At 59.1% G+C, this 24876-nt stretch carries 19 protein-coding genes and 4 tRNA genes; 8 read left to right on the plus strand and 15 right to left on the minus strand.

The features are described 5' to 3' along the window. Positions 1-40: 40 nt before the first annotated feature. Positions 41-913 carry a LysR family transcriptional regulator gene (locus U6037_RS18645; RefSeq protein WP_322844080.1) on the plus strand — a complete coding sequence of 291 codons (873 nt, stop codon included), beginning with the start codon at positions 41-43 and terminating at the stop codon, positions 911-913. A 96-nt stretch (positions 914-1009) separates the two neighbouring features. On the opposite strand, the gene U6037_RS18650 is transcribed toward U6037_RS18645, so the two are convergent. Continuing rightward, positions 1010-1870: a LysR substrate-binding domain-containing protein gene (locus U6037_RS18650; protein ID WP_322844081.1), complete on the minus strand. Its 861-nt coding sequence runs from the start codon at positions 1868-1870 to the stop codon at positions 1010-1012. Positions 1871-1982: 112 nt separating this feature from the next. Here U6037_RS18650 and U6037_RS18655 point away from each other — a divergent pair, with 112 nt between their 5' ends. The 3 genes from U6037_RS18655 to U6037_RS18665 all read left to right on the plus strand — a co-directional run bounded on the left by U6037_RS18655 (position 1983) and on the right by U6037_RS18665 (position 4804). Continuing rightward, positions 1983-3092 carry a 2-aminoethylphosphonate--pyruvate transaminase gene (locus tag U6037_RS18655; RefSeq protein WP_322844082.1) on the plus strand — a complete coding sequence of 370 codons (1110 nt, stop codon included), beginning with the start codon at positions 1983-1985 and terminating at the stop codon, positions 3090-3092. A 146-nt stretch (positions 3093-3238) separates the two neighbouring features. Continuing rightward, complete coding sequence (phnX, locus tag U6037_RS18660) at positions 3239-4066, plus strand: phosphonoacetaldehyde hydrolase (protein WP_322844083.1); 828 nt, start codon at positions 3239-3241, stop codon at positions 4064-4066. Between the two features lie 189 nt (positions 4067-4255). Next, positions 4256-4804: a cytochrome b gene (locus U6037_RS18665; protein ID WP_322844084.1), complete on the plus strand. Its 549-nt coding sequence runs from the start codon at positions 4256-4258 to the stop codon at positions 4802-4804. 3 nt (positions 4805-4807) lie between these two features. Here the strand turns inward: U6037_RS18665 and U6037_RS18670 are convergent, their stop codons facing one another. Together U6037_RS18670 and U6037_RS18675 are read right to left on the minus strand one after the other, a co-directional pair. Then, positions 4808-5734 (minus strand): 1-aminocyclopropane-1-carboxylate deaminase/D-cysteine desulfhydrase, encoded by a 927-nt coding sequence (locus U6037_RS18670; protein ID WP_322844085.1) that lies wholly within the window; start codon positions 5732-5734, stop codon positions 4808-4810. 200 nt (positions 5735-5934) lie between these two features. Next, a complete protein-coding gene (locus U6037_RS18675) occupies positions 5935-7974 on the minus strand; it encodes an NADPH-dependent 2,4-dienoyl-CoA reductase (protein WP_322844086.1) in 2040 nt (679 codons plus the stop codon). Positions 7975-8183: 209 nt separating this feature from the next. Here U6037_RS18675 and U6037_RS18680 point away from each other — a divergent pair, with 209 nt between their 5' ends. Both U6037_RS18680 and U6037_RS18685 read left to right on the plus strand, forming a co-directional pair. After that, positions 8184-9314, plus strand: a complete 1131-nt coding sequence (locus U6037_RS18680) for a carbon-nitrogen hydrolase family protein (protein WP_322844087.1) — start codon at positions 8184-8186, stop codon at positions 9312-9314. Between the two features lie 3 nt (positions 9315-9317). Further along, on the plus strand, positions 9318-10358 hold the full coding sequence (locus tag U6037_RS18685; protein ID WP_322844088.1) for an AraC family transcriptional regulator: 1041 nt from the start codon (positions 9318-9320) through the stop codon (positions 10356-10358). A 302-nt stretch (positions 10359-10660) separates the two neighbouring features. Here U6037_RS18685 and U6037_RS18690 read toward each other — a convergent pair whose 3' ends face one another. Continuing rightward, a complete protein-coding gene (locus U6037_RS18690; protein WP_322844089.1) occupies positions 10661-11473 on the minus strand; it encodes a DUF2242 domain-containing protein in 813 nt (270 codons plus the stop codon). Positions 11474-11565: 92 nt separating this feature from the next. Next, on the minus strand, positions 11566-12465 hold the full coding sequence (locus U6037_RS18695; protein ID WP_322844090.1) for a LysR family transcriptional regulator: 900 nt from the start codon (positions 12463-12465) through the stop codon (positions 11566-11568). Between the two features lie 118 nt (positions 12466-12583). Here U6037_RS18695 and U6037_RS18700 point away from each other — a divergent pair, with 118 nt between their 5' ends. After that, positions 12584-13789 (plus strand): MFS transporter, encoded by a 1206-nt coding sequence (locus U6037_RS18700; RefSeq protein WP_322844091.1) that lies wholly within the window; start codon positions 12584-12586, stop codon positions 13787-13789. 535 nt (positions 13790-14324) lie between these two features. Here the strand turns inward: U6037_RS18700 and U6037_RS18705 are convergent. The 10 genes from U6037_RS18705 to U6037_RS18750 all read right to left on the minus strand — a co-directional run bounded on the left by U6037_RS18705 (position 14325) and on the right by U6037_RS18750 (position 23721). After that, on the minus strand, positions 14325-16196 hold the full coding sequence (locus U6037_RS18705) for a SurA N-terminal domain-containing protein (RefSeq protein WP_322844092.1): 1872 nt from the start codon (positions 16194-16196) through the stop codon (positions 14325-14327). 228 nt (positions 16197-16424) lie between these two features. Further along, a complete protein-coding gene (locus U6037_RS18710) occupies positions 16425-16697 on the minus strand; it encodes an HU family DNA-binding protein (RefSeq protein ID WP_003183171.1) in 273 nt (90 codons plus the stop codon). A 148-nt stretch (positions 16698-16845) separates the two neighbouring features. After that, positions 16846-19242 carry an endopeptidase La gene (gene lon / locus U6037_RS18715; RefSeq protein WP_016986884.1) on the minus strand — a complete coding sequence of 799 codons (2397 nt, stop codon included), beginning with the start codon at positions 19240-19242 and terminating at the stop codon, positions 16846-16848. Positions 19243-19405: 163 nt separating this feature from the next. Further along, positions 19406-20689, minus strand: a complete 1284-nt coding sequence (gene clpX, locus U6037_RS18720) for an ATP-dependent Clp protease ATP-binding subunit ClpX (protein ID WP_003223632.1) — start codon at positions 20687-20689, stop codon at positions 19406-19408. A gap of 112 nt (positions 20690-20801) precedes the next feature. Then, positions 20802-21437, minus strand: a complete 636-nt coding sequence (gene clpP / locus U6037_RS18725) for an ATP-dependent Clp endopeptidase proteolytic subunit ClpP (RefSeq protein ID WP_007951559.1) — start codon at positions 21435-21437, stop codon at positions 20802-20804. Between the two features lie 93 nt (positions 21438-21530). Next, positions 21531-22841, minus strand: a complete 1311-nt coding sequence (tig, locus tag U6037_RS18730) for a trigger factor (RefSeq protein ID WP_242207556.1) — start codon at positions 22839-22841, stop codon at positions 21531-21533. 401 nt (positions 22842-23242) lie between these two features. Further along, a tRNA-His gene (locus U6037_RS18735) sits at positions 23243-23318 on the minus strand. Between the two features lie 77 nt (positions 23319-23395). Further along, positions 23396-23480, minus strand: a tRNA-Leu gene (locus U6037_RS18740). Positions 23481-23536: 56 nt separating this feature from the next. Next, positions 23537-23612 (minus strand) — tRNA-His (locus U6037_RS18745). A gap of 32 nt (positions 23613-23644) precedes the next feature. Next, a tRNA-Arg gene (locus U6037_RS18750) sits at positions 23645-23721 on the minus strand. 275 nt (positions 23722-23996) lie between these two features. On the opposite strand from U6037_RS18750, the gene folD reads away from it, so the two are divergent. Next, the gene (gene folD, locus U6037_RS18755) at positions 23997-24851 is read left to right on the plus strand and encodes a bifunctional methylenetetrahydrofolate dehydrogenase/methenyltetrahydrofolate cyclohydrolase FolD (RefSeq protein WP_007917331.1); all 855 of its coding nucleotides are present in this window, start codon (positions 23997-23999) and stop codon (positions 24849-24851) included. Positions 24852-24876 lie beyond the last annotated feature (25 nt).

A 24876-nucleotide genomic window follows, 5' to 3' on the forward strand; every position in this document is an offset into this window, starting at 1 on the left:
TAAGCTCAGCTTGTTACTGACTTAACGATCAGGTGCCTTCATGTCGGTTTCCCACGCCCAACTCAAAGCCTTCCACGCCGTGGCCGTGCATGGAAGCTTCACCAAAGCCGCCGAGCGCCTTTTTCTCACGCAACCGGCGATTTCCGACCAGGTACGCAAACTAGAAGAACGCTTCGGCGTTTTGCTGTTTCACCGCAATAAACGTTCCGTACGTCTGACCGACCTGGGCGAGCGCTTGCTGGCGATCACTCAACGCCTGTTTGTGATTGAAGCCGAAGCGCAGGAACTGCTGCAGGAATCCCAGGCCTTGCAGACCGGCAGCCTGATTCTGGCGGTGGATGCGCCGGTGCACGTACTGCCGCAAATCGCGCGGTTCTGCGAGCGCTATCCGGGGATCAGCGTGAAGATCGAAACCGGCAATACCGATGAATCGCTGTTTCGCCTGTTCAACTATCAGGCGGATCTGGCGTTACTGGGGCGCGATGTCACAGATGAACGCTTGCTGTGCGTTCCATTGCGTAACGATCCGATGGTGGCGTTTGTTTCGCGCAATCATCCGTGGGCCGTGCGTGAATCGATTTGCCTGGAAGACCTCGATGACACGCCGCTGGTGCTGCGTGAACACGGATCGGTGACGCGGCAGACACTGGAAGAGGAAATGGCCCGGGCCGGTTTTCGCATTCGTCCGGCGATTCAGGTCGAGGGCCGGGAAGCGGCGCGTGAGGCGGTGGTGGTCGGGATTGGCGTGGGCGTTGTCTCGGCAGCAGAGTTTGGCGCGGATTCGCGGGTGTGTGCGTTGCCGATTATCGATTGCACGCGACGGCTGACGGAGACGCTGGTGTGTTTGCGTGAACAAAGCAATCGACGGGTGGTGGCGACCTTTCTCGATATGGTTCGCGACAGCCTTGTGTGAACAGTTCTGGCCCCTTCGCGAGCAAGCTCGCTCCCACATTTGGAATGCATATCCCTGTGGGAGCGAGCCTGCTCGCGAAGGGAGCACCACGGTTTATCAGGTTGGCGCCAGACCAAAGAACGCCTGAATCAGGCGCAAATCCCGTCGCCGTTCCATGCAGCCGATCATGTGCCGATTCACCAGCCCAGCCCCGACAATCGGAATCGCCACCACCCTCGGGTCATGACTAACCTCAACCGATGACACCACGCCAACGCCCAACTCAGCCGCGACGGCTTCAGTCACCGCCTCACGGCTATCGAGTTCCAGCAGCACACGCGGATGGATCGACGCCTGCGCACACGCCTGATCAAACGTACGCCGGGTGATCGAACTCGGCTCGCGCAGCACCATGATCACTTGATCCAGTTCCTTGAGTTTCACTTCCCCGGCGCGCATCGCCCACGGGTGCCCCGCCGGCACCAACGCGCAAATTCTTGATTCGCTCAAGGCTTGCAAATGCAGGCCTTTGCGCGGTTCGACCTCGGTCAACACCGCCACATCGGCGTGTTCCGACAACAACGCCGCGAGGGTTTCCTGGGCATTGCCCAAGCGCAGATTCACCGTGATCCCCGGATAGCGCGCACGCAGGCTAGCGAGCATCGGCATGACCATGTGCGGCCCGTCCGCCGCCACTTCCAGCCGCCCGGTCAACAACTGCCGGTTGGCCTCGAGCATCGTCTGCGCCTCTTCCGCGAGGCCAAACATCGCGCGGGTGATCGCCGCGAGTTTGGTGCCCTCCTCGGTCAGTTCCACCCGTCGCGCGGTGCGCCGCAACAGGGTGATCTGGTAGTGCTCCTCCAGCGCTTTGATGTGCCCGGTGACCGCTGGCTGGCTGATGAACAACCGCGCGGCGGCGCGGGTGAAGCTGCCTTCGCGGGCCACGGCGTCGAAGGCGCGGAGCTGAAACAGGTTCATGAATAACTCTCACTGATGGCTGGCATAACAACAAACAATTTGATTGATGCAACGGCGAATTGCAACGTATGCCCCGTAGCTTCATCCCACAGCGCAATCCGAGGACACACGAATGAGTATCGCCGAACCCATCCTGCTCACTCCCGGCCCGTTGACCACTTCGGCCCGCACCCGCCAGGCGATGATGGTCGACTGGGGGTCATGGGATGACCGCTTCAACCAACTGACCGCCAGCCTTTGCGAACAATTGCTGGCGATCCTCAACGGCGCCGCGACTCACCACTGCGTGCCATTGCAGGGCAGCGGCACCTTTGCCGTCGAAGCCGCCATCGGCACTTTGGTGCCGCGTGACGGCAAAGTCCTGGTGCTGATCAACGGTGCCTACGGCAAGCGTCTGGCGAAGATCTGCGAAGTGCTTGGCCGTTCGTTCAGCACGTTTGAAACCGCTGAAGACGAACCGACCACCGCCGCTGACGTCGATCGTTTGTTGCGCGCCGACAGCAGCATTACCCACGTTGTGCTGATCCATTGCGAGACCAGCACCGGCATTCTCAATCCGCTGCCGGAGATTGCCCAGGTCGTCGAGCAACACGGTAAACGCCTGATTATCGACGCCATGAGCTCCTTCGGCGCACTGCCGGTGGACGCACGGCAAGTGCCGTTCGACGCACTAATCGCCGCTTCCGGCAAGTGTCTGGAAGGCGTGCCGGGGATGGGCTTCGTGTTTGCTCGCAAAGAGTCTTTGGCCGCTGCCGCCGGTAATTCGCACTCGCTGGCGATGGACCTGTACGACCAGCACGCCTACATGATGAAAACCGGGCAATGGCGCTTCACTCCGCCGACCCATGTGGTCGCGGCGCTGCACGAGGCGCTGCTGCAATACAACGAAGAAGGTGGCCTGCCGGCGCGGCATGCGCGTTACGCCGCCAACTGCCAGGCGTTGATGGAAGAGATGGGCAAACTCGGTTTACGCAGCTTCCTGCCGGCAGCGATTCAGGCACCGATCATTGCCACGTTCCATGCGCCACAAGATCCGCGCTATCAGTTCAAGGACTTCTACGAACGGGTCAAGGCCAAGGGTTACATCCTCTATCCCGGCAAATTGACTCAGGTCGAGACCTTCCGTGTCGGCTGTATCGGCCACGTCAGCCCGGACGAAATGCGCGAAGCCGTCGCGGCGGTCGGCGACGTGCTGCGTGAGATGGAAGTGCTGAAAATCTAACCCACACCAAAAATCCCCCTGTAGGCCTTCGCCTGCTCGCGATGAGGCTGTGCCAGTCGACGAAGATGTTGAATGATCAACAGCTATCGCGAGCAGGCGAAGGCCTACAGTTTGAATTGCATTGCCAACTCAGGAATTTGATCAACATGAACTACCTCAATCCAAACAAGCTGCAAGCCGCGATCCTCGACTGGGCCGGCACCGTGGTCGATTTCGGCTCCTTCGCGCCAACGCAGATTTTCGTCGAAGCCTTCGCCGAGTTCGACGTGCAGGTCTCTATCGAAGAAGCCCGTGGCCCGATGGGCATGGGCAAGTGGGACCACATCCGCACCCTCTGCGACCAACCGCAAGTGGCCGAGCGTTATCGCAAGGCGTTCGGCCGTACGCCGACCGATGACGACGTCACCGCCATCTACAAGCGCTTCATGCCGTTGCAGATCGAAAAGATCGCCGAACACTCGGCGCTGATTCCCGGCGCCCTGGAGACCATCGCCAACCTGCGCCAGCAAGGGATCAAGATCGGTTCCTGCTCCGGCTACCCGAAGCAAGTGATGGACAAGGTCGTCGAACTGGCCGCCACCAACGGCTACGTCGCTGACCATGTGGTCGCCACCGACGAAGTGCCGAACGGCCGACCTTGGCCGGCCCAGGCCTTGGCCAACGTGATCGCGCTGGGCATCGACGATGTCGCGGCGTGCGTGAAGATCGACGACACCGTGCCGGGCATTCTCGAAGGCCGCCGCGCCGGGATGTGGACGGTCGCGCTGATCTGCTCGGGCAATGCGCTGGGTCTGGATTACGCCGGTTTCCGCGCCTTGGGCAGCGATGAGCTGGCCAGCGAACGCAAGCGCATTCACGCGCTGTTCGAAGGCTCGCGCCCGCACTACATGATCGACACCATCACTGATCTGCCGGAAGTCATCGCCGACATCAACAAGCGTCTGGCCAACGGTGAGATGCCGCAATCGAGCTAATCCCTGCCGCTTGCTGCCAACAAAAACGCCAGTGTCTGAACGACGCTGGCGTTTTTTATTGGCAAAGCCCTGATTCAGAGCATTGAAAGTCCGATCAGCCTCAGGCAAATCCGCCAAAGCGGATTACAGTTAAAGCATGCCGTCGCACAAGAACGGCGTTTTTGACCCTGATCTGTGAGGAAACACCGTATGCCGTGGACAAGTTCCGAATCCCGTTACAGCACCGTATCGGTCCTGTTGCACTGGCTGATGTTGGTCCTGTTGGTGCTGGTGTACGCCAGCATGGAGTTGCGTGGGCTATTTCCCAAAGGCAGTGGCGGGCGCACGCTGATCCGCGAAGTGCATTACATGCTCGGCCTGACCGTGTTCGTGCTGGTGTGGTTTCGCCTGCTCGCCCGCAGCATTGGCCCGGCGCCGAAAATCTTTCCCGCGTCACCACAATGGCAAACCGTACTGGCGCGGCTGATGCACTGGGCGCTGTACCTGTTCATGATCAGCATGCCGATTCTCGGCTGGCTGATTACCAGCGCCGAAGGGCATCAAGTGATGTTCTATGGTTTTGATCTGCCGCTGCTGGTCGCGGAGAACAAGGATTTCGCCAAGCAGGTCGAGCACTGGCATGTGCTGATTGCCACGATCGGCTACTGGCTGATCGGCCTGCATGCGCTGGCGGGGGTCTATCACCATTATGTGGTGCGCGATAACACGCTGCTGCGGATGATGCCCAAGCGCGGTTGACCGTCAGGGGCTGGCGATAAAACCGCGCCAGCCCTGCAAGCCTCCGGTATGAATGAAGATCAGCCGCGTGCCGATGGTGAACCTGCCCGCCTCGACCTGCTGTTTGAGCGCCAGCAACGCCTTGCCGGTGTACAGCGGCTCCAGAGGAACGCCGCTGGCCTGCTCGGTTTGTTCGATGAACGCCAGCAACGCCGGATCAACCCTGGCAAAGCCGCCACGGCTAGCGTCGAGCAGTGCATAACTCCCGTTGCCGTGCCCTGCGGCTTGCAGGATCGACTCGACTTGCGGCGCCACACCGTGATCGTCCGGCACAGCCAGCGCGCCATAGACCGGGTGGCCGCCTGCTTCGGCCAGCACCAGTCCCGCCAATGTCGTGCCGGTGCCGCAGGGCAGCCACCAAGCGTGATAATCACTCCAGCCCAGTGTGTGCAGTTGCGCTTGCGCCTGCTGTTGGATGGCCGCACAACCAAGCGCCCCGGCTAATCCACCGCCGCCCTCGGGCACCGCATACAGCTGCGGATACTGCGCATGCCAAGGCTCCCAAAAGCCTGGTTCATTTCGCGCGCGATAGCCACCGTAACCCAACCAGTGCAACTGCATGCCGAACGCCTGCAGATCCTGCACTGTCGGCGTTTCCTGTGCATGCCCGCGCAGCAGCCCCACGGTTTTGAACCCCAGCCGTTTACCCGCCGCCGCCAATGCGTGCAGATGATTGGAATGCGCGCCACCGAGACTGATGATGCCTTCGGCACCCGCGCGGTCTGCCGCTTTGAGGTGTTCGATGAGTTTGAACCATTTGTTGCCGCTGATCAGCGGGTCGATCTGGTCGAGACGCAGGATGGCGACTTCAACGCTGGCGGCTGCGAGCCAGTCCAGATGAAGGTGTTCGAGGGGGGCTTGGGGTAGCCAATCGGAGGGAGGCAAAAGCATGGGCGGCGATTCGATCTGGACAGAGCCAGCATTCTAGTCGCTCACAAGCCGCCATCGCGAGCAGGCTCATAAGGTTCGCGCTGTGCACAAATCCTGTGGGAGCGAGCTTGCTCGCGAAAGCGGAGTGTCAGCCAATACCTATGTCGACTGACACCACGCCTTCGCGAGCAGGCTCGCTCCGAAAGGTGAAGCGGTGGAGCTTAAAGTTCAGCGGCGAGGCGCGAGCCCTGGTTGATCGCACGCTTGGCGTCCAGCTCAGCCGCGACATCCGCACCGCCGATCAGGTGCACATTCTGCCCCGCTTCAACCAGGCCATCGTGCAGTTCACGCAATGGATCCTGCCCCGCGCAAATCACAATGTTGTCCACCGCCAGCACTTGCGGCTCGCCGGTTTCGCCAATACGAATGTGCAGACCCTGATCATCGATGCTCAGGTATTCAACGCTATTGAGCATCTGCACCTGCTTGTTCTTCAGACCGGTACGGTGAATCCAGCCGGTGGTTTTGCCCAGACCATCGCCAACCTTGGTTTTCTTGCGCTGCAACAGGAACACTTCGCGGGCCGGTGCATGCGGTGCGGCTTTGATCCCGGCAACGCCACCGCGTGCTTCCAGTTGCGTATCGATGCCCCACTCTTTCCAGAACGCGGCACGATCCTGACTGGTCGCTACGCCTTCGTGGACGAGGAACTCCGAGACGTCGAAACCGATGCCACCGGCGCCGATCACGGCCACGCGTTTGCCAACCGGTTTGCGCTCGAGGATCACGTCCAGATAGCTCAACACCTTGGCGTTGTCGACGCCCGGAATCGCCGGGACACGCGGCGCAATACCGGTGGCGAGGATGATTTCGTCGTAACCGCCGTCAACCAGTTTCGCCACGTCGACGCGGGTGTTCAGGCACACCTCAACGTTAGTGGTTTGCAGCTTGCGCTTGAAGTAACGCAGGGTTTCGAAGAACTCTTCCTTGCCCGGTACACGCTTGGCAATGTTGAACTGGCCGCCGATTTCGCTGGCCGAATCGAACAACGTCACCTGATGGCCGCGCTCGGCCGCCACGGTCGCAGCGGACAACCCGGCAGGGCCAGCGCCAACCACGGCAATCTTCTTGATCTGCTGCACCGGCAGGTAGTTGAGTTCGGTTTCGTGACAAGCACGCGGGTTGACCAGGCAACTGGTCAGCTTGCCGCCAAAGGTGTGGTCGAGGCAGGCCTGGTTGCAACCGATGCAAGTGTTGATTTCGTCAGCGCGACCTTCGGCAGCCTTGTTGACGAAATCCGGGTCGGCGAGGAACGGCCGCGCCATCGAGACCATGTCGGCATCGCCTTCGGCAAGAATCTGCTCGGCGATTTCCGGGGTGTTGATGCGGTTGGTGGTGATCAGCGGAATGCTCACCGAGCCACGCAGCTTGGCCGTGACCTTGCTGAATGCCGCACGCGGCACTTTGGTGGCGATGGTCGGAATCCGCGCCTCGTGCCAGCCAATGCCAGTGTTGATGATAGTCGCACCGGCCTGCTCGATGGCTTTGGCCAAGGTGACGATCTCGTCCCAGGTGCTGCCGCCCTCGACCAGATCAAGCATCGACAGACGGAAAATAATGATGAAGTTCGGGCCGACGGCTTCGCGTACGCGGCGAACGATTTCCACCGGCAGGCGCATGCGGTTTTCGTAACTGCCACCCCAACGGTCGGTGCGGTGGTTGGTGTGCGCAGCGAGGAACTGGTTAATGAAATAACCTTCCGAGCCCATGATCTCGACACCGTCGTACTCGGCGGTTTGCGCCAGTACCGAACAGGTGACGAAATCGCTGATCTGCTTCTCGATGCCTTCTTCGTCCAGCTCTTTCGGTTTGAACGGGTTGATCGGTGCCTGAATCGCACTCGGCGCCACTTGCTTCGGGCTGTAGGCATAGCGCCCGGCGTGAAGGATCTGCATGCAGATCTTGCCGCCCGCCTCATGCACCGCACGGGTGACGATGCGGTGTTTGAGTGCTTCTTCCTCGGTGGTCAGTTTGGCCGCGCCGGAGTAAACCCCGCCCTCGTCGTTCGGGCCAATGCCGCCGGTGACCATCAGGCCGACGCCACCACGGGCACGTTCGGCGAAGTATGCCGCCATGCGTTCGAAGCCACCCGGCTTTTCTTCCAGACCGGTGTGCATCGAGCCCATCAGGGTGCGGTTGCGCAGCGTGGTGAATCCCAGGTCCAGCGGGGCCAACAGGTGCGGGTAATGAGCGGCGGTCATCGGTAACTCCACAACGAGCGATCACGGAAAAAGTTGCGGGCGCTCTGCGGCTCCCGTCAGTCATGTGCCACAGACTAAGAGTCGCATCGCTGTCACTCAATGACCGTAACTGACAACTTATTGATCCAAATGCGCAGCGCCCCTTGGCAACCAGCGCCATGGGCCCTACCCTAGTCGCCACACCCTGTACCCGGTTGTTGTTGGTTTTCATGCGCAAACTTTTGTACCTGACGTTTTCCATGGCCCTGGTGGCTGTCCTTACTACCTACGCCATGTGGGCGGCGGACCGGCCGGCGGGGCACTACCTGTCGGACTTACGCATTAAAGTGGCGATTGATCAGGGCACGCCCGGCGACCGTGGCAATCTGCTGGGCATCCAGCCCGAGCTGTTTCCCACTGACTATCAAAGCCCCGAACGCCTGCACCGCAAACTCGCGGCGTATTTGCAGCAGGCCCAGGATCAAGGTCTGCTGAGCGAGAAAACCGTGGTGGTCTTGCCAGAGAACGTCGGCACCTGGTTGCTGCTCAGCGGCGAGAAAGACGAGCTGTATCAGGCGCCGTCCCTTGCCGAGGCGATGAACTGGCTGGCAGCGAGCAATCCGTTGTTGTTCGCCCGCGCCTGGCTCAGCGCCAATGGCAGCGACCGCCTCAACGACGCGTACCTGCGGATGAAATCCAGGGCGATGGCCAAGGATTACCAATCCCTGTTCGGCGGCCTGGCCAAGGAGTTTCACGTGACACTGGTGGCCGGCTCGATCGTGCTGCCGGAACCGAGCATCCGTGACGGCCGGCTGAAACCCGGCAGCGGCGCCTTGTTCAACAGCAGCGTGGTGTTCGGCCGTGACGGCGTGCCGCTTGGCCAGCCGCAGCGGCAGATGCACCCGGTGTTCGATCAGCGTGAAGTGATCGAAGGCGCAGACAAACACCAGATCAACGTGGTCGACACCCCGGCCGGACGCCTCGGCGTGCTGATTGGCAGCGACAGTTGGTATCCGGACAACTACCGCACACTCGACGAGCAAGGCGCACAATTGGTCGCGGTGCCGGCGCAGGTGTTCGGCCAGGGTGCGTGGAATCAACCGTGGCGCGGCTACAAAGGTTCAAGTACGCCGGGTTCGGTCAGCCTCAAACCCGGTGAAGTCACCGAAGGACAGGCCTGGCATCGTCTGACGCTGACCGCACAACCGCCGAGCAGTCGGGCGATTGCCGGCATCAGCGTGTTCCTGCGCGGGCAGTTCTGGGACAAGGCCAGTTCCGGTCAGAGTTTCCTCAGCAGCAACGGCCAGCAGTTCGCCGATGGCGAGGCCCGTGGCGCGCGTTTGTTGAACATCTGGTTGTAAGCCATGAAACCACTGCCGATGCGCCTCGGGGATCTGTCGGTGGGCTTTGTGCACAGCCTCGCCGATGCGGTGCGCAGTCATGCGGCCGATCCGCAGCCGTTGCTCGAGCAATATGGTCTGGACGCCGCGCGACTGGCCGAGGCCGGGGCACGCTTGTCGATTCCGCGCTACATGCGTCTGGGCCACGCGGCGATTCAGTTGACCGGCAATTCGGCACTGGGCTTGCGCATGGGCCAGCTCAGTCGCCTGAGCCAGGCCGGGTTGGCCGGTGTCACTGCCGCCCAAGCGCCAACCGTGCGCGAAGCCGCACGCTGCCTGATCCGTTTCGAGGCGCTGTACGGCTCCAACTACCGTGGCCAGTCGAGTTTTCACGAGGACGTCCATGGCGCGTGGCTGCGTTTCTATTCGATCAGCCCGTACAACGCCTATAACCGTTTTGTCGTGGACTCGATCATCGCCGGGTGGCTGCATCAGCTCTCCAGTGTCAGCCGCGAGCCGCTGCGCGCGGAACGCATCGACATCGAATTCGAAGCGCCTGATTACCGCGAGGCTTACAGTTTGCTGGGCGACTGCCCGATCCAGTTTGGCGCCGAACGCAATCAGCTGCGCCTGAACCTCGACAGCCTCGCACAGCGTAATCCCGAGCATTGCCCGAGCACCTGGCGGCATCTGCTGCAGTTGTGTGAGCGGGAACTGGAACAATTGACCCGCACCCGCAGCCTGCGTGAACGCATCACTCAGCTGTTGGGGCCGTTGCTCAATGGTGGCCGGGAACCCGACCTGGAAGAAGTGGCGGCACGTCTGAAGCTCCCGACCTGGACGTTGCGGCGCAAACTGGCTGAGGAAGGCACACAATTTCGCGCAATCCTCAACGACACGCGCCGTGATCTGGCAATGACCTACATCCGCGATACTGAACTGGCCTTCGGCGAAATCGCCTACTTGCTGGGTTTTGCTTCAGCCGAAGCGTTCCAGCGAGCCTTCAAACGCTGGAGCGGTCAGACGCCCGGCGAATTCCGTCGCAGCCATCGTAAATCCGCCTGACGCTTACAGCTCGGTGGCGTCTTCGGCGGGCTCCAGAGGATCCAGCTCAAAGGCCTGGTATTCGAGCAGCTCTTCTTGATAGTCATCCATCGCGTAATTCCCCCTGCTGCTCTTTTGAATGGGCCTGAGCAAATGCCCAGTGCCTCGAGCTTAACGTGCTCGTGTGAAGGAAAAGTGAAACCCGGCCTTCATGAATAAAACGTAGCAGACGGTCAGGAATTTATCGCGGGACTTTTGTCCGCGGAATGTAACGAAATTTAAGGCAACCCAAAAACCACTGTGGGATTTGGGCTGAGGCTGGTTTATTGGCCGGACGCTGGCATCGCCGGAATCGGCTCGGATGGCGGCGGGATGTCCGGGTTGGTCGGTGGCGTGATGGTTTCGGTCGCGGGTGCAGGTTCTGCGCTCGGCGCCGGGGTGATCGGCGCGGTCTCGGCAGGTGCTGGCGCCGGTTCTGCAGCCGGGGCCGGCGTTGCTGCAGGTTCGGCCGCCGGAGTCGGCGTTGGCGTCAGCGCTGCCGGCGCAGCCTTCACCTCGGGCACACCCAGGTCAGCTTTCGGTTTCTCTTCGATGTGCGCGGCTTTCTTCGCATCTGCCGGCAGGAACTGCTCGACCAACGTAAAGAAACGCTCATAGAACTTCTGCGCGGTCACCGTCTCGCTGGCCACCTTGACCATCGAATCGTCGGACGAGCCGATCGGCATCGACACCGAGCCCAGCACACCCACGCCGAGACTGGCCGAGTTGTTGGTCTTCTTCAGTGCGTAACGATCCTGCAAGGCATTGGCGAACATCGTCGCATGGTGCCCGGCGCTGCCGTCATCGGCGCAGACCACGTTGAAGCTGATCTCCATGTGGGTGTCGCCGGTTTGCTGGAAACTCTTGTGGCCGCTGACCAGTTTCGGGTCGCTGCTGGTAATGATGTAGCCCTGGCTGAGCAACGCACGGCGAGCCGCTTCGCAACTGACCGAGTCGGTCACCGGGTAATTGCGCGAAAACGTACCGGAGTCATCGAAGTTCTCATGCTCATACATCGGCTTGTCTTTCGAACAGCCGGCAACAGCGGTCAACAACAGCGCCAACCCGACTACACGCATGGGAGTGGAAATCAACATTGAACATCCTGAGAGAAAACAGTCCGGGGCGTATTGTGCAACAGATCGCTGCCCCGCTGCGCATGGATTAGTGTCTTAAAGCAGTTACAACTCTATCGACCCTCGTTTGCGGGAAAAAGTCGCAACGCCAGATGATCGATGAACACGCGCAATTTCGCCGTGGCGTGGCGACTCGATGGCCATAGGACCCAGAACTGCCCAGTGTGTTCCAGATGCGCGTCGAGCACCCGCTGCAAGCGGCCTTGCGCCTCGGCCTCACGCGTCATGAAATCCGGCAGACACGCAATGCCCATGCCGGCCAGCGCCGCATGCCCCACCGCTTCGATCGACGTGCTGACCAGCCGCGTCGGTAACGCTGGCTCGGCGGCATCTGGCACGCGGATCAGCGGCCAGGTTTCCAGTTTTCCGGTGGCATGAAACGTATGCCGAAGGCACGCGTGATCCGCCAGATCGGCGGGCGTCTGCGGCACGCCGCGTTGCGCCAGATACGCCGGACTGGCCACCAGCACCATGTGAAATTCGCCCAACGCTCGCGCCATCAATCGCGAATCCCGTGGCTTGCCAGTGCGGATCACGGCGTCGAAACCTTCTTCAACCACATCGACCATGCGATCGGTCAAATCCAGATCAAGTTCAATCAGCGGGTACAGCGCCATGAACTCGTTCATCACTGGCATCACCAAACCATGCACCTGCGGCAGGCTGATGCGCAATTTGCCGTGGGGTTTGGCAGCGGCATCGCACAGCTCGAACTCCGCCGCCTCGACCTCCGCGAGGATCCTGCGACAGCGTTGAAGAAACAGCGCACCTTCACTGGTCAGCGTGACGCTGCGCGTGGTGCGTTGAAACAACCGCACGCCCAATCGCGCCTCCAGCCGCGCAATGCTTTTGCCCACCGCCGACGATGACACCCCTTGCAGCCGGCCAGCCTCAGTAAAACTGCGCGTCTCGGCGACCTGAACAAACACCGAAATACTGCCCAGGCTATCCATACCACCCTCCCATTGCCGACATCCGTGTCCGATATGTTCGGAACCTTAACCCGTTTTTCGCCGATGTGCAGCGCCCTACCCTGTGCTCTTCGTCAACACTGCACAAGGATGCCGACTCATGAACGATGCCCAACTCGGTTGCCCCGCACTTGAACAACCCGCAGATCGCCATGAGCGATTACCCCTCGCCGCACTGCTGGCACTGGCCACCGCCGGCTTCATTACGGTCATGACCGAAGCCATGCCCGCCGGCCTGTTACCACAGATGAGCAGCGGCCTGAATGTTTCCCAGGCGCTGATCGGCCAACTGGTTACGCTGTACGCGCTCGGTTCGATCCTGGCAGCGATCCCGCTGACGATCGCCACCCGTGGCTGGCGAAGAAAACCGCTACTGCTGGCCGCCATCGCAGGCTTCGCCATCGCCAACAGCATCACCGCCCTGTCGCAGTGGTACTGGCTGACGCTGATTGCACGGTTTATTGCCGGCATATTTGCCGGGTTGCTCTGGGCGCTCCTGGCAGGTTACGCAAGCCGCATGGTCGCCCCGCACTTGCAAGGCCGCGCCATAACGGTAGCGATGCTCGGCGCACCACTGGCGCTGTCACTGGGAATCCCCGCAGGCACCCTGCTCGGCACCCTGGTCGGCTGGCGCCTGAGCTTCGCCATCATGACCGGACTGACCGTTGCGCTGGTGATCTGGGTGCACTGGCAAGTCCCAGACTTCGCCGGCGAACGCGTAGGAAACCGCATCCCGCTGCATAAGGTATTCACCTTGCCCGGCGTGCGATCCGTGTTGTTGGTCACGCTTACCTACGTGGTCGCGCACAACTTGTTGTACACCTACATCGCGCCGTTCCTGCAGCCATCCGGGCTTGATGCCAATGTCGACCGCGTGCTGCTGGCATTCGGCCTCGCTTCAGTGTTGAGCTTATGGATCGTCGGCAGCCTGATTGACCGCTGGCTGCGCGAACTGGTGTTGATCAGTGCCGGGCTGTTCATGCTTTCCGCGATAGCGCTGGGCCTGTGGCGCGACATGCCGAACGTGGTGTACATCGCCACCGCTGTTTGGGGCCTGGCGTTTGGTGCAATGCCATCGCTACTGCAAACCGCCTCGGCGAAAACCGCGAAGGAGGCTGCCGATACCGCGCAATCGATGTTGGTTACGCTGTGGAATGTCGGGATTGCTGGCGGGGGGGTGATGGGTGGTTTGTTGCTGGGGAACCTTGGGGTCGGGACATTTCCGTGGATCGTTGCAGGATTGTTGGTGTTGACTTTGTCAGTAACGATCAAAGCTCGAAGCCATGGCTTTACAAGAGCCGGATGAGACCCAATGAGCTACTGGATTGAGGCTAGACGGCTGGAAATCGGTCGATTGACAGGCCGCCTTCGCGAGCAGGCTCGCTCCCACATGTAGATTTGCGTACGGCCCACGCGGCAAAGCCGCCCCACTCAACAGGATGAGCGTTAGCTCGGCTGCAATCTGAAGGCCCGTCGGCAGGCTGAGTGGAGGGATTGATCCGGGGGTGGGAGCGCAGCGACCGTTCGACGAAGTCGAACACATCGAGAGGAGGTGCAGCGAAGCAAACCGTAGGCGATGCCCCCGGATCGATCCCGGAGCGAAGGAACCCCGAGCCCCAGCGAGCGGGCCGAACGTCAGGGCACAGACCTTTGGTTACTTTGGGGCGTTTGCCAAAGTGACCCGCCGTAAGGGCGGAACCGCCAGCGGCAACACCCACAGCAACGGATATCCCCCCAAAACCCCAAGAACATGGTCGGCCCAAAGGCCGCCACTACCCAACGCCCAAAAAAAGCCCCGACCTACACAGGCCGGGGCTTCCACATTACAGCTCAATCAACCATCAAAACCGCTTGATCTCAGCCTGAGCTTCCAACTGCTTGCGATACGCCGCAAAGTCCTGCTGCCCCTCACGCGAAGCAAGGAAACGACGGTACTGAACCTTCTCTTCATCCGTCGGCGCAGCAGCTTCGTTAACGCCGTTCAGACGCACAATCATCAGACTACCGTCCGGCAAAGTGACGCTGGTGAACGTCGGCTTGTCCTTCGCAGCCGGCTTCGGCATACGGAACAACGCTTGCAGCACCGCCGGATCAACACCTTCCTGACCACGGGTGGCCGCTTCGGTAGCTTTCCAGTTCTGCCCGTCAACCGACTTGTCCAGAGCAGCCTTGCCATCACGCAGATCAGCAATCAGCTTCTCCGCCTTGGTCTTGGCTGCGGCGCTGGCGTGCTCTTTGGTCAGCTGAGTACGGATCGCCGCATTCACGCTTTCCAGCGGCAGTTGTGCAGGCTTCAGGTGCTCCTTGGAGCGCAACACGATCACGGTTTCCGGATCCAGCTCGATGGCGGTGCTGTTGGCACCTTCGTCGATCACTTCAGTGCTGAATGCAGCGGTGACCACAGCACGGTTGGCTGCAACACCTTCGCCACCTTCACGGCCGAACGGCTTGGAGGTGTGCACGGTCAGTTTCAGATCCGCCGCTGGCTGGGCCAGGTCAGACGCTTCGAACGCAGAGTCTTCCAGTTGCTTGGTCGCCTCGACAAAACGCTGCTCGACCTGTGCGGCTTTCAGCTCGCGGGTCAGCTTGTCTTTCAGGCTGGCCAGGGTCGGCACTTCCGGCGCTTCCACACCCAACAGCTTGATCAAGTGATAACCGAAGTCAGTACGAATCGGCTCGGACACCTGGTCTTTCGACAGCGAGTACAGGGCTTTTTCGAACGCTGGATCGTAAACGCCAGGACCGGCGTAACCGAGGTCACCGCCATTGTTGGCCGAACCCGGATCCTGCGAGAACTCTTTGGCCAGCGCTTCGAACTTCTCGCCCTTGGCCAGACGCGCCTGGACGTCTTCGATCTTCGCCTTGGCCTGAGCTTCGGTGGTCTTGTCGTTCACTTCGATCAGAATGTGCGCGGCACGACGCTGTTCCGACAGGTTAGCGATCTCTTTCTGATACGCCGCCTGCAGGTCTTCGTCCTTGACGGCAACCTGATCAAAGAACGAAGACTTTTTCAGCTCAACGTAATCGATGATCACTTGATCAGGAGTCATGAACTCCTTGGCGTGCTCGTCGTAGTAGGCCTTGACCTCGTCGTCGGTCAGTTTGACCGCAGCCGGATCAGCCTTGACGTTCAGGGTGGCGAAATCGCGGGTCTGTTTTTCCAGACGGGCGAATGCCAGCACTTCAGCGTCGGTGACGAAACCACTGCCCGCCACACCGGCGCGCAGTTGGCCGATCAGCATTTCCTGCGCCAGCATCTGACGGAATTGCATACGGCTGTAACCCAGTTGACGGATCACCTGGTCGAAACGCTCGGAGCTGAACTTGCCGTCCACCTGGAATTCAGGTGTCTGCAGGATCACTTGGTCCAGTGCGCCTTCGGAGAAAGCGAATTTCGCTTGTTCTGCACCTTGCAGCAGCAGCTTGCGATCGATCAGACCCTTGAGGGCCGATTCGCGCAGCATTTTCTCGTCGAGCAAGGAAGCATCGAAGTCCTTGCCCAGCTGTTGCATCAGCTGACGGCGTTGCATGTCAACGGCCTGGCTCAGCTCGTTCTGGCTGATCTCATCACCGTTGACCTTGGCCGCCTCATTCTTGTGAGTCGTGGCCTGGAAAATGGCGTCGAAACCGGTCAGAGCCATCAGTGCAACGATGACCCCGATAATGGTCTTGGCAATCCAGCCTTGTGAATTGTCCCTGATATTCTGCAGCATGCGTCCCCCAGAAACGGTTGAACTTCAAAATTAGGCAACCGTGGAGCGTGGGTAGAATCCGGATAGAAGAAAGGCGCATCCGAGGATGCGCCTTCTCGTAACTGGCGGAGCGGACAGGGCTCGAACCCTCGATCCCGGCGTTACAGGCCACTGTTTCAGCGACCTGCTCTACCGCTCCGCTGCCAAGTCAGGCATGACCCCGACCCGGATGGGTAAAAACCTGAAAACTTAGTTAACAGCTTCTTTCAGTGCTTTACCGGCTTTGAAACCTGGCTTCTTGGCAGCCGGGATTTCCAGAGTCTTGCCGGTCTGAGGGTTACGACCGGTACGAGCCGGACGGTCCGTCACGGAGAAAGTACCGAAACCAACCAGAACAACGGAGTCGCCAGCCTTGAGAGCGCCAGTGACGGATTCGATTACAGCGTCCAGCGCACGGCCAGCAGCAGCTTTCGGGATATCAGCGGATGCAGCGATAGCATCAATCAGTTCCGACTTGTTCACTCTAAGTCCCCTTATATCTATTTTGAGATGATTCTAAGTTTTTTGGTGAAAGCAAAAACGAGTGCTGAATGGCCTACAGACACTTAAGAGCCGCTTTATAACAAGGGCTCTAAAAAACTGTCAAGGAAGCCCCCCAGGCAAAAGCATATTAATGCGTGCTAATTCTTTCCTTAGAGTCAGACTCACGTTTTTCGTCCTTGGCAACTATCTCCGGAGCCACATCCGGCAAGGGCTCCGGCGCGTATTGCAGCGCAATTTGCAGGACCTCGTCAATCCATTTAACCGGTTTAATCTGCAGATCCTGCTTGATATTGTCAGGAATCTCCTTCAGATCACGCACGTTCTCTTCCGGAATAATCACGATCTTGATTCCGCCGCGGTGAGCCGCCAGCAGTTTTTCCTTCAGACCACCAATCGCCAGCACTTGACCACGCAGAGTAATCTCGCCCGTCATGGCGACATCAGCGCGCACCGGAATGCCGGTCAATGCCGACACCAGCGCCGTGCACATGCCTACACCGGCGCTAGGGCCGTCTTTCGGCGTCGCCCCTTCCGGCATGTGGATGTGCGTGTCGCGCTTCTCGTGGAAGTCCAGAGGAATGCCCAGGCTCTTGGCGCGGCTGCGCACAACAGTGAGCGCGGCAGTGATCGATTCGACCATCACGTCGCCCAGCGAACCGGTCTTGATCAACTGACCTTTACCCGGCACAACAGCGGCTTCGATGGTCAGCAATTCGCCGCCCACCTGCGTCCAGGCAAGGCCGGTTACCTGACCGATCTGATCCTGTTGCTCGGCCAGACCGTAACGGAATTTGCGCACACCGAGGAAATGTTCCAGCAGGTCAGCTGTCACTTTCACCGAGAAGCGTTTCTCCATTGCGTGCTCTTTCACCGCCTTGCGGCAGACCTTGGCGATCTGACGTTCGAGGCCACGCACACCGGCTTCACGGGTGTAGTAACGGATGATGTCGCGGATCGCTTCTGCATCGAATTCCAGCTCGCCTTTCTTCAGACCATTGGCGGCGATCTGTTTTGGCGAAAGGTATTTGACGGCAATGTTGATCTTCTCGTCTTCGGTGTAGCCCGGCAGACGGATGACTTCCATGCGGTCAAGCAGCGCCGGCGGGATGTTCATCGAGTTCGAGGTGCACAGGAACATCACATCGGAGAGGTCGTAATCGACTTCCAGATAGTGGTCGTTGAAGTTGTGGTTTTGCTCTGGATCGAGCACTTCCAGCAACGCCGACGCCGGGTCGCCACGCATGTCGCTGCCCATTTTGTCGATTTCATCGAGCAGGAACAGCGGGTTGCGCACCCCCACTTTTGTCATCTTTTGAATCAATCTTCCCGGCATCGAACCGATGTAAGTCCGACGGTGACCTCGAATTTCCGCTTCATCACGCACGCCACCGAGGGCCATGCGCACGAACTTGCGGTTTGTGGCGTGGGCAATCGACTCTGCCAGCGAGGTTTTACCCACGCCAGGAGGACCGACCAGGCACAACACCGGGCCACGGATTTTCTTCACGCGTTTTTGCACGGCGAGGTATTCAAGGATACGTTCCTTGACCTCTTCGAGGCCGTAGTGATCGGCATCGAGAATGTCTTCTGCGCGCGCCAGGTCCAGGCGAACCTTGCTCTGCGCCTTCCACGGCACTTGCACCAGCCAGTCGATGTACGAGCGCACCACGGTGGCCTCAGCGGACATCGGCGACATTTGCTTGAGCTTGTTCAGCTCGGCAGTGGCTTTGGCCAACGCGTCTTTCGGTAGACCGGCAGCGTCGATACGCTTCTTCAGGTCTTCGATTTCGTTGTGGCCTTCGTCGCTGTCACCGAGCTCTTTCTGAATGGCCTTCATCTGCTCATTCAGGTAGTACTCGCGCTGACTGCGCTCCATTTGTTTTTTGACGCGACCACGAATGCGTTTTTCGACTTGCAGCAGGTCGATCTCAGCGTCCAGCAAGGCCAGAACGTGCTCGACCCGGGCCGACAAATCAATGATTTCGAGGATTTCCTGCTTCTGCTCGATTTTCAGCGCCATGTGCGCCGCCATGGTGTCGACCAGGCGACCCGGCTCATCGATGCTGTTGAGCGACGACAGGACTTCAGCCGGGACTTTCTTGCCCAACTGTACATATTGTTCGAACTGCGACAGCAGCGTGCGCACGAACACTTCGGATTCGCGCTCGGCGGCGTCGACTTCTTCGATCAGCGAGACTTCGGCACGGCAATGGCCGTCGACTTCGCTGAAGCGCTCGACCGTGCCGCGCTGCTCACCCTCAACCAGCACCTTGACGGTGCCGTCAGGCAGCTTGAGCAGTTGCAGCACAGTGGCGATGGTACCTACGCGATAGAGAGCGTCTTCACCGGGATCGTCGTCAGCCGGGTTTCTCTGGGCCAGCAGGAGGATCTGCTTGTCGCCCGTCATCGCGGCCTCGAGGGCTTCGATGGATTTCTCGCGCCCCACGAACAGCGGGATAACCATGTGCGGATAAACCACGACATCACGCAATGGCAGGAGAGGCAATTCGATGGTTGTCTTCATGATTTCGCCTCTACGGCGGCCATATGGCCGTAATCAGATGGAATTGAGCTTGAAACCAAGATGGGGGCTGCCTTGAAAAAAAACAAGCGCAAAGCGGATGTAAAAAACGACATAAAAAAAAAGAGGCCCGAAGGCCCCTTCTTTGTTGCGGCGCGGTGGACGCTTACGCGTCCGGCGCTGCCTTGGCGGTCGGCTCACTGTTTTCGTAGATATACAGTGGCTTGGACTTGCCTTCGATCACGCTTTCATCGATCACGACTTTGCTCACCTCGGACTGCGAGGGGATTTCATACATCGTGTCGAGCAGTACACCTTCGAGAATCGAACGCAGGCCACGGGCACCGGTTTTACGCTCCAGGGCACGCTTGGCGACCGACTTCAGCGCGTCTGTGCGGAACTCCAGATCCACGCCTTCCATCTCGAACAGCTTGGCATACTGTTTGGTCAGAGCATTTTTCGGCTCGGTGAGGATCTGCATCAGCGCAGCCTCGTCCAGCTCGTCCAGCGTCGCGAGGACCGGCAGACGACCGACGAACTCTGGGATCAGACCGAACTTGACCAGATCGTCAGGCTCAACTTCACGCAGGGATTCACCGACTTTCTTGCCTTCTTCCTTGCTGCGCACTTCTGCGTTGAAGCCGATGCCGCCCTTGGTGGAACGGTTTTGAATAACCTTTTCCAGACCGGAGAACGCACCACCGCAGATGAACAGGATGTTACGGGTGTCGACCTGCAGGAACTCCTGCTGCGGGTGCTTGCGACCACCTTGCGGCGGTACGGAAGCGACCGTACCTTCGATCAACTTCAGCAAGGCCTGTTGCACGCCTTCACCGGAAACGTCCCGGGTGATCGACGGGTTGTCAGACTTGCGGGAAATCTTGTCGATTTCATCGATGTAGACAATACCCATCTGGGCTTTCTCTACGTCGTAATCGCATTTCTGCAGCAGCTTCTGAATGATGTTCTCGACATCTTCACCTACGTAACCCGCCTCTGTGAGGGTGGTTGCGTCGGCGATGGTGAACGGAACGTTCAGCAAGCGGGCCAGTGTTTCGGCCAGCAGGGTTTTACCGGAGCCTGTCGGGCCGATCAGCAGGATGTTGCTCTTGCCGAGTTCGACGTCGTCAGCCTTCTTGTCACGCTGGTTCAGGCGCTTGTAGTGGTTGTACACCGCTACGGCCAGAACCTTCTTCGCACGCTCCTGGCCAATGACGTACTGGTCTAGGATGCCGCTGATTTCTTTAGGCGAAGGCAATTTATGCGCGCTGCTCTCGGCCTGGGCTTCCTGCACCTCCTCGCGGATGATGTCATTGCACAGGTCGACGCACTCGTCGCAGATAAAGACCGAGGGGCCGGCAATCAATTTGCGCACTTCATGCTGGCTTTTGCCACAGAAGGAGCAATAGAGCAGCTTGCCGTTGTCCTCGCCGTTGCGGGTGTCAGTCATTCGTTCGATCCAAATCCGATAGGCTTGCAACACAAGATGAAGGCTATTGCGGGCTTTTTCAAGCCCGCCGCTGATCAGACAAGCCGACCAAGCCTATTTTGAGCTGCTTATTTTAAGCTGGGCGCTGGTTGATCACTTCGTCGATCAGGCCATATTCCTTCGCAGCTTCTGCACTCATGAAGTTGTCGCGATTGGTGTCGCGCTCGATTTCTTCCAGAGTACGCCCGCTGTGCTTGGCCATCAGCGTGTTCAGACGCTCGCGAATGAAGAGGATTTCCTTGGCATGGATTTCGATGTCCGACGCCTGGCCCTGGAAACCGCCCAGTGGCTGGTGAATCATCACGCGCGAGTTCGGCAGGCAGAAACGCTTGCCCGGGGCACCTGCAGTCAGCAGGAACGCGCCCATGCTGCAGGCCTGACCGATGCAGGTGGTCGATACGTTCGGCTTGATGAACTGCATGGTGTCGTAGATCGACATGCCTGCTGTCACCGAACCGCCCGGAGAGTTGATGTAGAGATGGATGTCCTTGTCCGGGTTTTCCGCTTCAAGGAACAGCAGTTGCGCGCAGATCAGGTTGGCCATGTAGTCCTCTACCGGACCAACCAGAAAGATCACTCGCTCCTTGAGCAGGCGCGAATAGATGTCATAGGCGCGTTCGCCACGAGCAGATTGCTCGACAACCATCGGGACCAGGCCGCCGGCGGCCTGGATATCAGAGTTCTGCTGAATATAAGAATTACGGAACATGCTCTGCAGTCGCTCCCAAATAGTTATGTCTTGAATACGCATAAGCCAGCTCGAGAGCTGGCTTATGGTGTGTACTTCTTAACGCAGAATCAATCAGTCGGCTGCTGGAGCTTCTACCGGCTTGACTGCTTCTTCGTAAGAGACCGCTTTGTCGGTCACACTAGCTTTCTGCAGAACAGTATCCACAACTTGTTCTTCCAGCACAACCGAACGTACTTCGTTCAGTTGCTGCTCGTTTTTGTAGTACCACGACACAACCTGCTCAGGCTCTTGATAAGCAGAGGCCATTTCCTGAATCATTTCGCGAACGCGAGCTTCGTCAGGCTTCAGGTCGAATTGCTTGACCACTTCAGCAACGATCAGACCCAGCACAACGCGGCGCTTGGCTTGCTCTTCGAACAGCTCGGCCGGCAGTTGATCAGGCTTGATGTTGCCGCCGAACTGCTGAACAGCCTGCACGCGCAGACGGTCAACTTCGTTGGACAGCAGCGCCTTCGGCACTTCGATCGGGTTGGTGGCCAGCAGACCGTCCATTACCTGATTCTTGACCTTGGATTTGATCGCCTGACGCAGTTCACGCTCCATGTTCTTGCGAACTTCGGTGCGGAAACCGTCGATGCCGCTTTCCTTGATGCCGAATTGAGCGAAGAACTCTTCGTTCAGTTCTGGCAGCTTAGGCTCGGAAACAGTGTTGACGGTCACGGTGAACTCGGCGGTTTTGCCAGCCAGGTCCAGGTTCTGATAGTCCTCTGGGAAGGTCAGGTTCAGAACGCGTTCTTCGCCAGCCTTAGCACCTACCAGACCTTCTTCGAAGCCCGGGATCATGCGACCGGAACCCAGCACCAGCTGAGTGCCCTTGGCGGAGCCGCCAGCGAATACTTCGCCGTCAACCTTGCCAACGAAATCGATGTTCAGTTGGTCTTCGTTCTGGGCAGCACGGTCGGCCACTTCAAAACGGGTGTTCTGCTTGCGCAGGATGTCGAGCATTTTGTCCAGGTCAGCGTCAGCCACGTCAGCGCTCAGGCGCTCAACGGTGATGCCTTCGAAACCGGCAACGGTGAACTCAGGGAACACTTCGAATACAGCAACGTATTCCAGATCCTTGCCAGCTTCGAGCGATTTTGGCTCGATCGATGGCGAACCCGCCGGGTTCAGCTTCTGCTCAACCACAGCTTCGTAGAAGGAGGACTGGATCACGTCGCCGACAGCTTCCTGACGAGCATCAGCACCGAAACGGCGCTTGATTTCGCTCATTGGCACTTTGCCTGGACGGAAGCCAGCAATCTTGGCCTTTTGGGCAGTCTGCTGCAGACGCTTGTTGACCTGAGTCTCGATGCGCTCAGCCGGCACGGTGACGCTCATGCGGCGCTCGAGAGCAGTAGTATTTTCAACAGAAACTTGCATGGATATTCCTCGTTGCACAGACGTTAGCCGGCCGTTTCCGACCCCAGAATCAAGGGCATGCATTCTAGTGGGTCAAACTCAAGAAGTCACCCTACTGAAAACGGGTAAAAAAACAGCAGGCATTTTATCGGGACCGCTACACCAGTGCAGCGCGCCCCACAGGCGAATACAACCAATCTCGCCAGGGCTCTGCGCCAACCGCTTCTATATATAGAAGAGTTGCCAATCACTCCCTGACGGCCGTTCTTGCAAGCAAGTCCGGCGAGCAGCGCAGCATCATCGAGCAACATAAATACGACGAAGCGCCCTGCCCCTGCGCCCCGAAACCGGCGACCGCCGGTTTTCAGAACCGCTAAAACAAAAAAGGCGCCAGACTGTTAAATCTGGCGCCTTTCGAAATATGGGGTGGACGATGGGGATCGAACCCACGACAACGGGAGTCACAATCCCGTGCTCTACCAACTGAGCTACGCCCACCATATTGCGTAACAAAAAAGCCAAACAACTTCTTTGTTGAAACCTCACCAGCCCGAAGACATGAATGAAGCTTTAATTGGTGCGGATGAAGAGACTCGAACTCTTACGCCTCGCGGCGCTGGAACCTAAATCCAGTGTGTCTACCAATTCCACCACATCCGCAGGTGAAGCTTTAAAGCAAAGGCGCCAGACTGTTACATCTGGCGCCTTTCGAAATATGGGGTGGACGATGGGGATCGAACCCACGACAACGGGAGTCACAATCCCGTGCTCTACCAACTGAGCTACGCCCACCATATCGCGTTACTTGTGCCAAAGCTGCCTAATGGCGCACCCGGCAGGACTCGAACCTGCGACCATCCGCTTAGAAGGCGGATGCTCTATCCAGCTGAGCTACGGGCGCCTTATTAATCTGTACTCTTAAAGGACTACAAACTAAGTGCTTTCCAGTGTTGCAGAACCTTGATTCCGCTTCACCTTCTTAACCAGTGCTAGGCTGTGCCCGACAAGTGCGACGAATAGTATAGAGCGCTCCGAAGGTCGTCAAATCCTTTTTGAAAAAAATTCATTTAATTAAAGGAGTTAGAGGAATTTGCTGACCAAGCGCCTTTGCCCTCACCGCTCGACATGCGAGAATGCGTTCTCATTTTTTCCCCTCTCGATGGTTAATCACGCGCAATGACTGCACAACTAATCGACGGCAAATCGATCGCCGCCAGCCTGCGCCAGCAGATCGCCCAACGAGTTGCCGAGCGTCGCCAGCAAGGCCTGCGCACTCCCGGCCTCGCGGTGATCCTGGTCGGCAGCGATCCTGCCTCTCAGGTTTATGTCTCGCACAAGCGTAAAGACTGTGAAGAGGTTGGCTTCCTCTCTCAAGCCTACGACCTGCCTTCCGACACCACGCAAGACGCGTTGACCGATCTGATCGATCGCCTCAACGACGACCCTGCAATCGACGGCATCCTGCTTCAGTTGCCGCTGCCCGAGCATCTGGACGCCTCCAGACTGCTGGAGCGCATCCGTCCGGACAAAGACGTCGATGGTTTCCATCCTTATAACGTCGGCCGTCTGGCCCAGCGGATTCCGCTGCTGCGCCCATGCACGCCGAAAGGCATCATGACGCTGCTGGAAAGCACCGGTGCTGATCTGTATGGCATGGACGCAGTGGTCGTCGGCGCTTCCAACATCGTCGGTCGCCCGATGGCGATGGAACTGTTGCTGGCCGGTTGCACCGTAACCGTGACCCACCGCTTCACCAAGGATCTCGCCGGCCATGTCGGCCGCGCCGACCTGGTGGTCGTGGCCGCCGGCAAGCCGGGCCTGGTGAAGGGCGAGTGGATCAAGGAAGGCGCGATCGTGATCGACGTCGGCATCAACCGTCAGGACGACGGCAAACTGGTCGGTGACGTTGTTTACGAAACCGCCCTGCCCCGCGCTGGCTGGATCACGCCGGTGCCGGGTGGCGTTGGTCCGATGACCCGCGCCTGCCTGCTGGAAAACACTCTTTATGCGGCAGAAACCCTGCACGCCTGATCGGTACTTTCAGCAATAAGAAAAA

This window comes from Pseudomonas sp. B33.4, assembly GCF_034555375.1.
Lineage (GTDB): Bacteria > Pseudomonadota > Gammaproteobacteria > Pseudomonadales > Pseudomonadaceae > Aquipseudomonas.

What these genes read in the sequence shown, in the direction of transcription:
- U6037_RS18645 (WP_322844080.1), top strand. Translation starts at nt 41, where the DNA reads ATGTCGGTTTCCCACGCCCAACTCAAAGCCTTCCACGCCGTGGCCGTG.
- U6037_RS18650 (WP_322844081.1), bottom strand. Translation starts at nt 1,870, where the DNA reads ATGAACCTGTTTCAGCTCCGCGCCTTCGACGCCGTGGCCCGCGAAGGC.
- U6037_RS18655 (WP_322844082.1), top strand. Translation starts at nt 1,983, where the DNA reads ATGAGTATCGCCGAACCCATCCTGCTCACTCCCGGCCCGTTGACCACT.
- phnX (WP_322844083.1), top strand. Translation starts at nt 3,239, where the DNA reads ATGAACTACCTCAATCCAAACAAGCTGCAAGCCGCGATCCTCGACTGG.
- U6037_RS18665 (WP_322844084.1), top strand. Translation starts at nt 4,256, where the DNA reads ATGCCGTGGACAAGTTCCGAATCCCGTTACAGCACCGTATCGGTCCTG.
- U6037_RS18670 (WP_322844085.1), bottom strand. Translation starts at nt 5,734, where the DNA reads ATGCTTTTGCCTCCCTCCGATTGGCTACCCCAAGCCCCCCTCGAACAC.
- U6037_RS18675 (WP_322844086.1), bottom strand. Translation starts at nt 7,974, where the DNA reads ATGACCGCCGCTCATTACCCGCACCTGTTGGCCCCGCTGGACCTGGGA.
- U6037_RS18680 (WP_322844087.1), top strand. Translation starts at nt 8,184, where the DNA reads ATGCGCAAACTTTTGTACCTGACGTTTTCCATGGCCCTGGTGGCTGTC.
- U6037_RS18685 (WP_322844088.1), top strand. Translation starts at nt 9,318, where the DNA reads ATGAAACCACTGCCGATGCGCCTCGGGGATCTGTCGGTGGGCTTTGTG.
- U6037_RS18690 (WP_322844089.1), bottom strand. Translation starts at nt 11,473, where the DNA reads ATGTTGATTTCCACTCCCATGCGTGTAGTCGGGTTGGCGCTGTTGTTG.
- U6037_RS18695 (WP_322844090.1), bottom strand. Translation starts at nt 12,465, where the DNA reads ATGGATAGCCTGGGCAGTATTTCGGTGTTTGTTCAGGTCGCCGAGACG.
- U6037_RS18700 (WP_322844091.1), top strand. Translation starts at nt 12,584, where the DNA reads ATGAACGATGCCCAACTCGGTTGCCCCGCACTTGAACAACCCGCAGAT.
- U6037_RS18705 (WP_322844092.1), bottom strand. Translation starts at nt 16,196, where the DNA reads ATGCTGCAGAATATCAGGGACAATTCACAAGGCTGGATTGCCAAGACC.
- lon (WP_016986884.1), bottom strand. Translation starts at nt 19,242, where the DNA reads ATGAAGACAACCATCGAATTGCCTCTCCTGCCATTGCGTGATGTCGTG.
- clpX (WP_003223632.1), bottom strand. Translation starts at nt 20,689, where the DNA reads ATGACTGACACCCGCAACGGCGAGGACAACGGCAAGCTGCTCTATTGC.
- clpP (WP_007951559.1), bottom strand. Translation starts at nt 21,437, where the DNA reads ATGTTCCGTAATTCTTATATTCAGCAGAACTCTGATATCCAGGCCGCC.
- tig (WP_242207556.1), bottom strand. Translation starts at nt 22,841, where the DNA reads ATGCAAGTTTCTGTTGAAAATACTACTGCTCTCGAGCGCCGCATGAGC.
- folD (WP_007917331.1), top strand. Translation starts at nt 23,997, where the DNA reads ATGACTGCACAACTAATCGACGGCAAATCGATCGCCGCCAGCCTGCGC.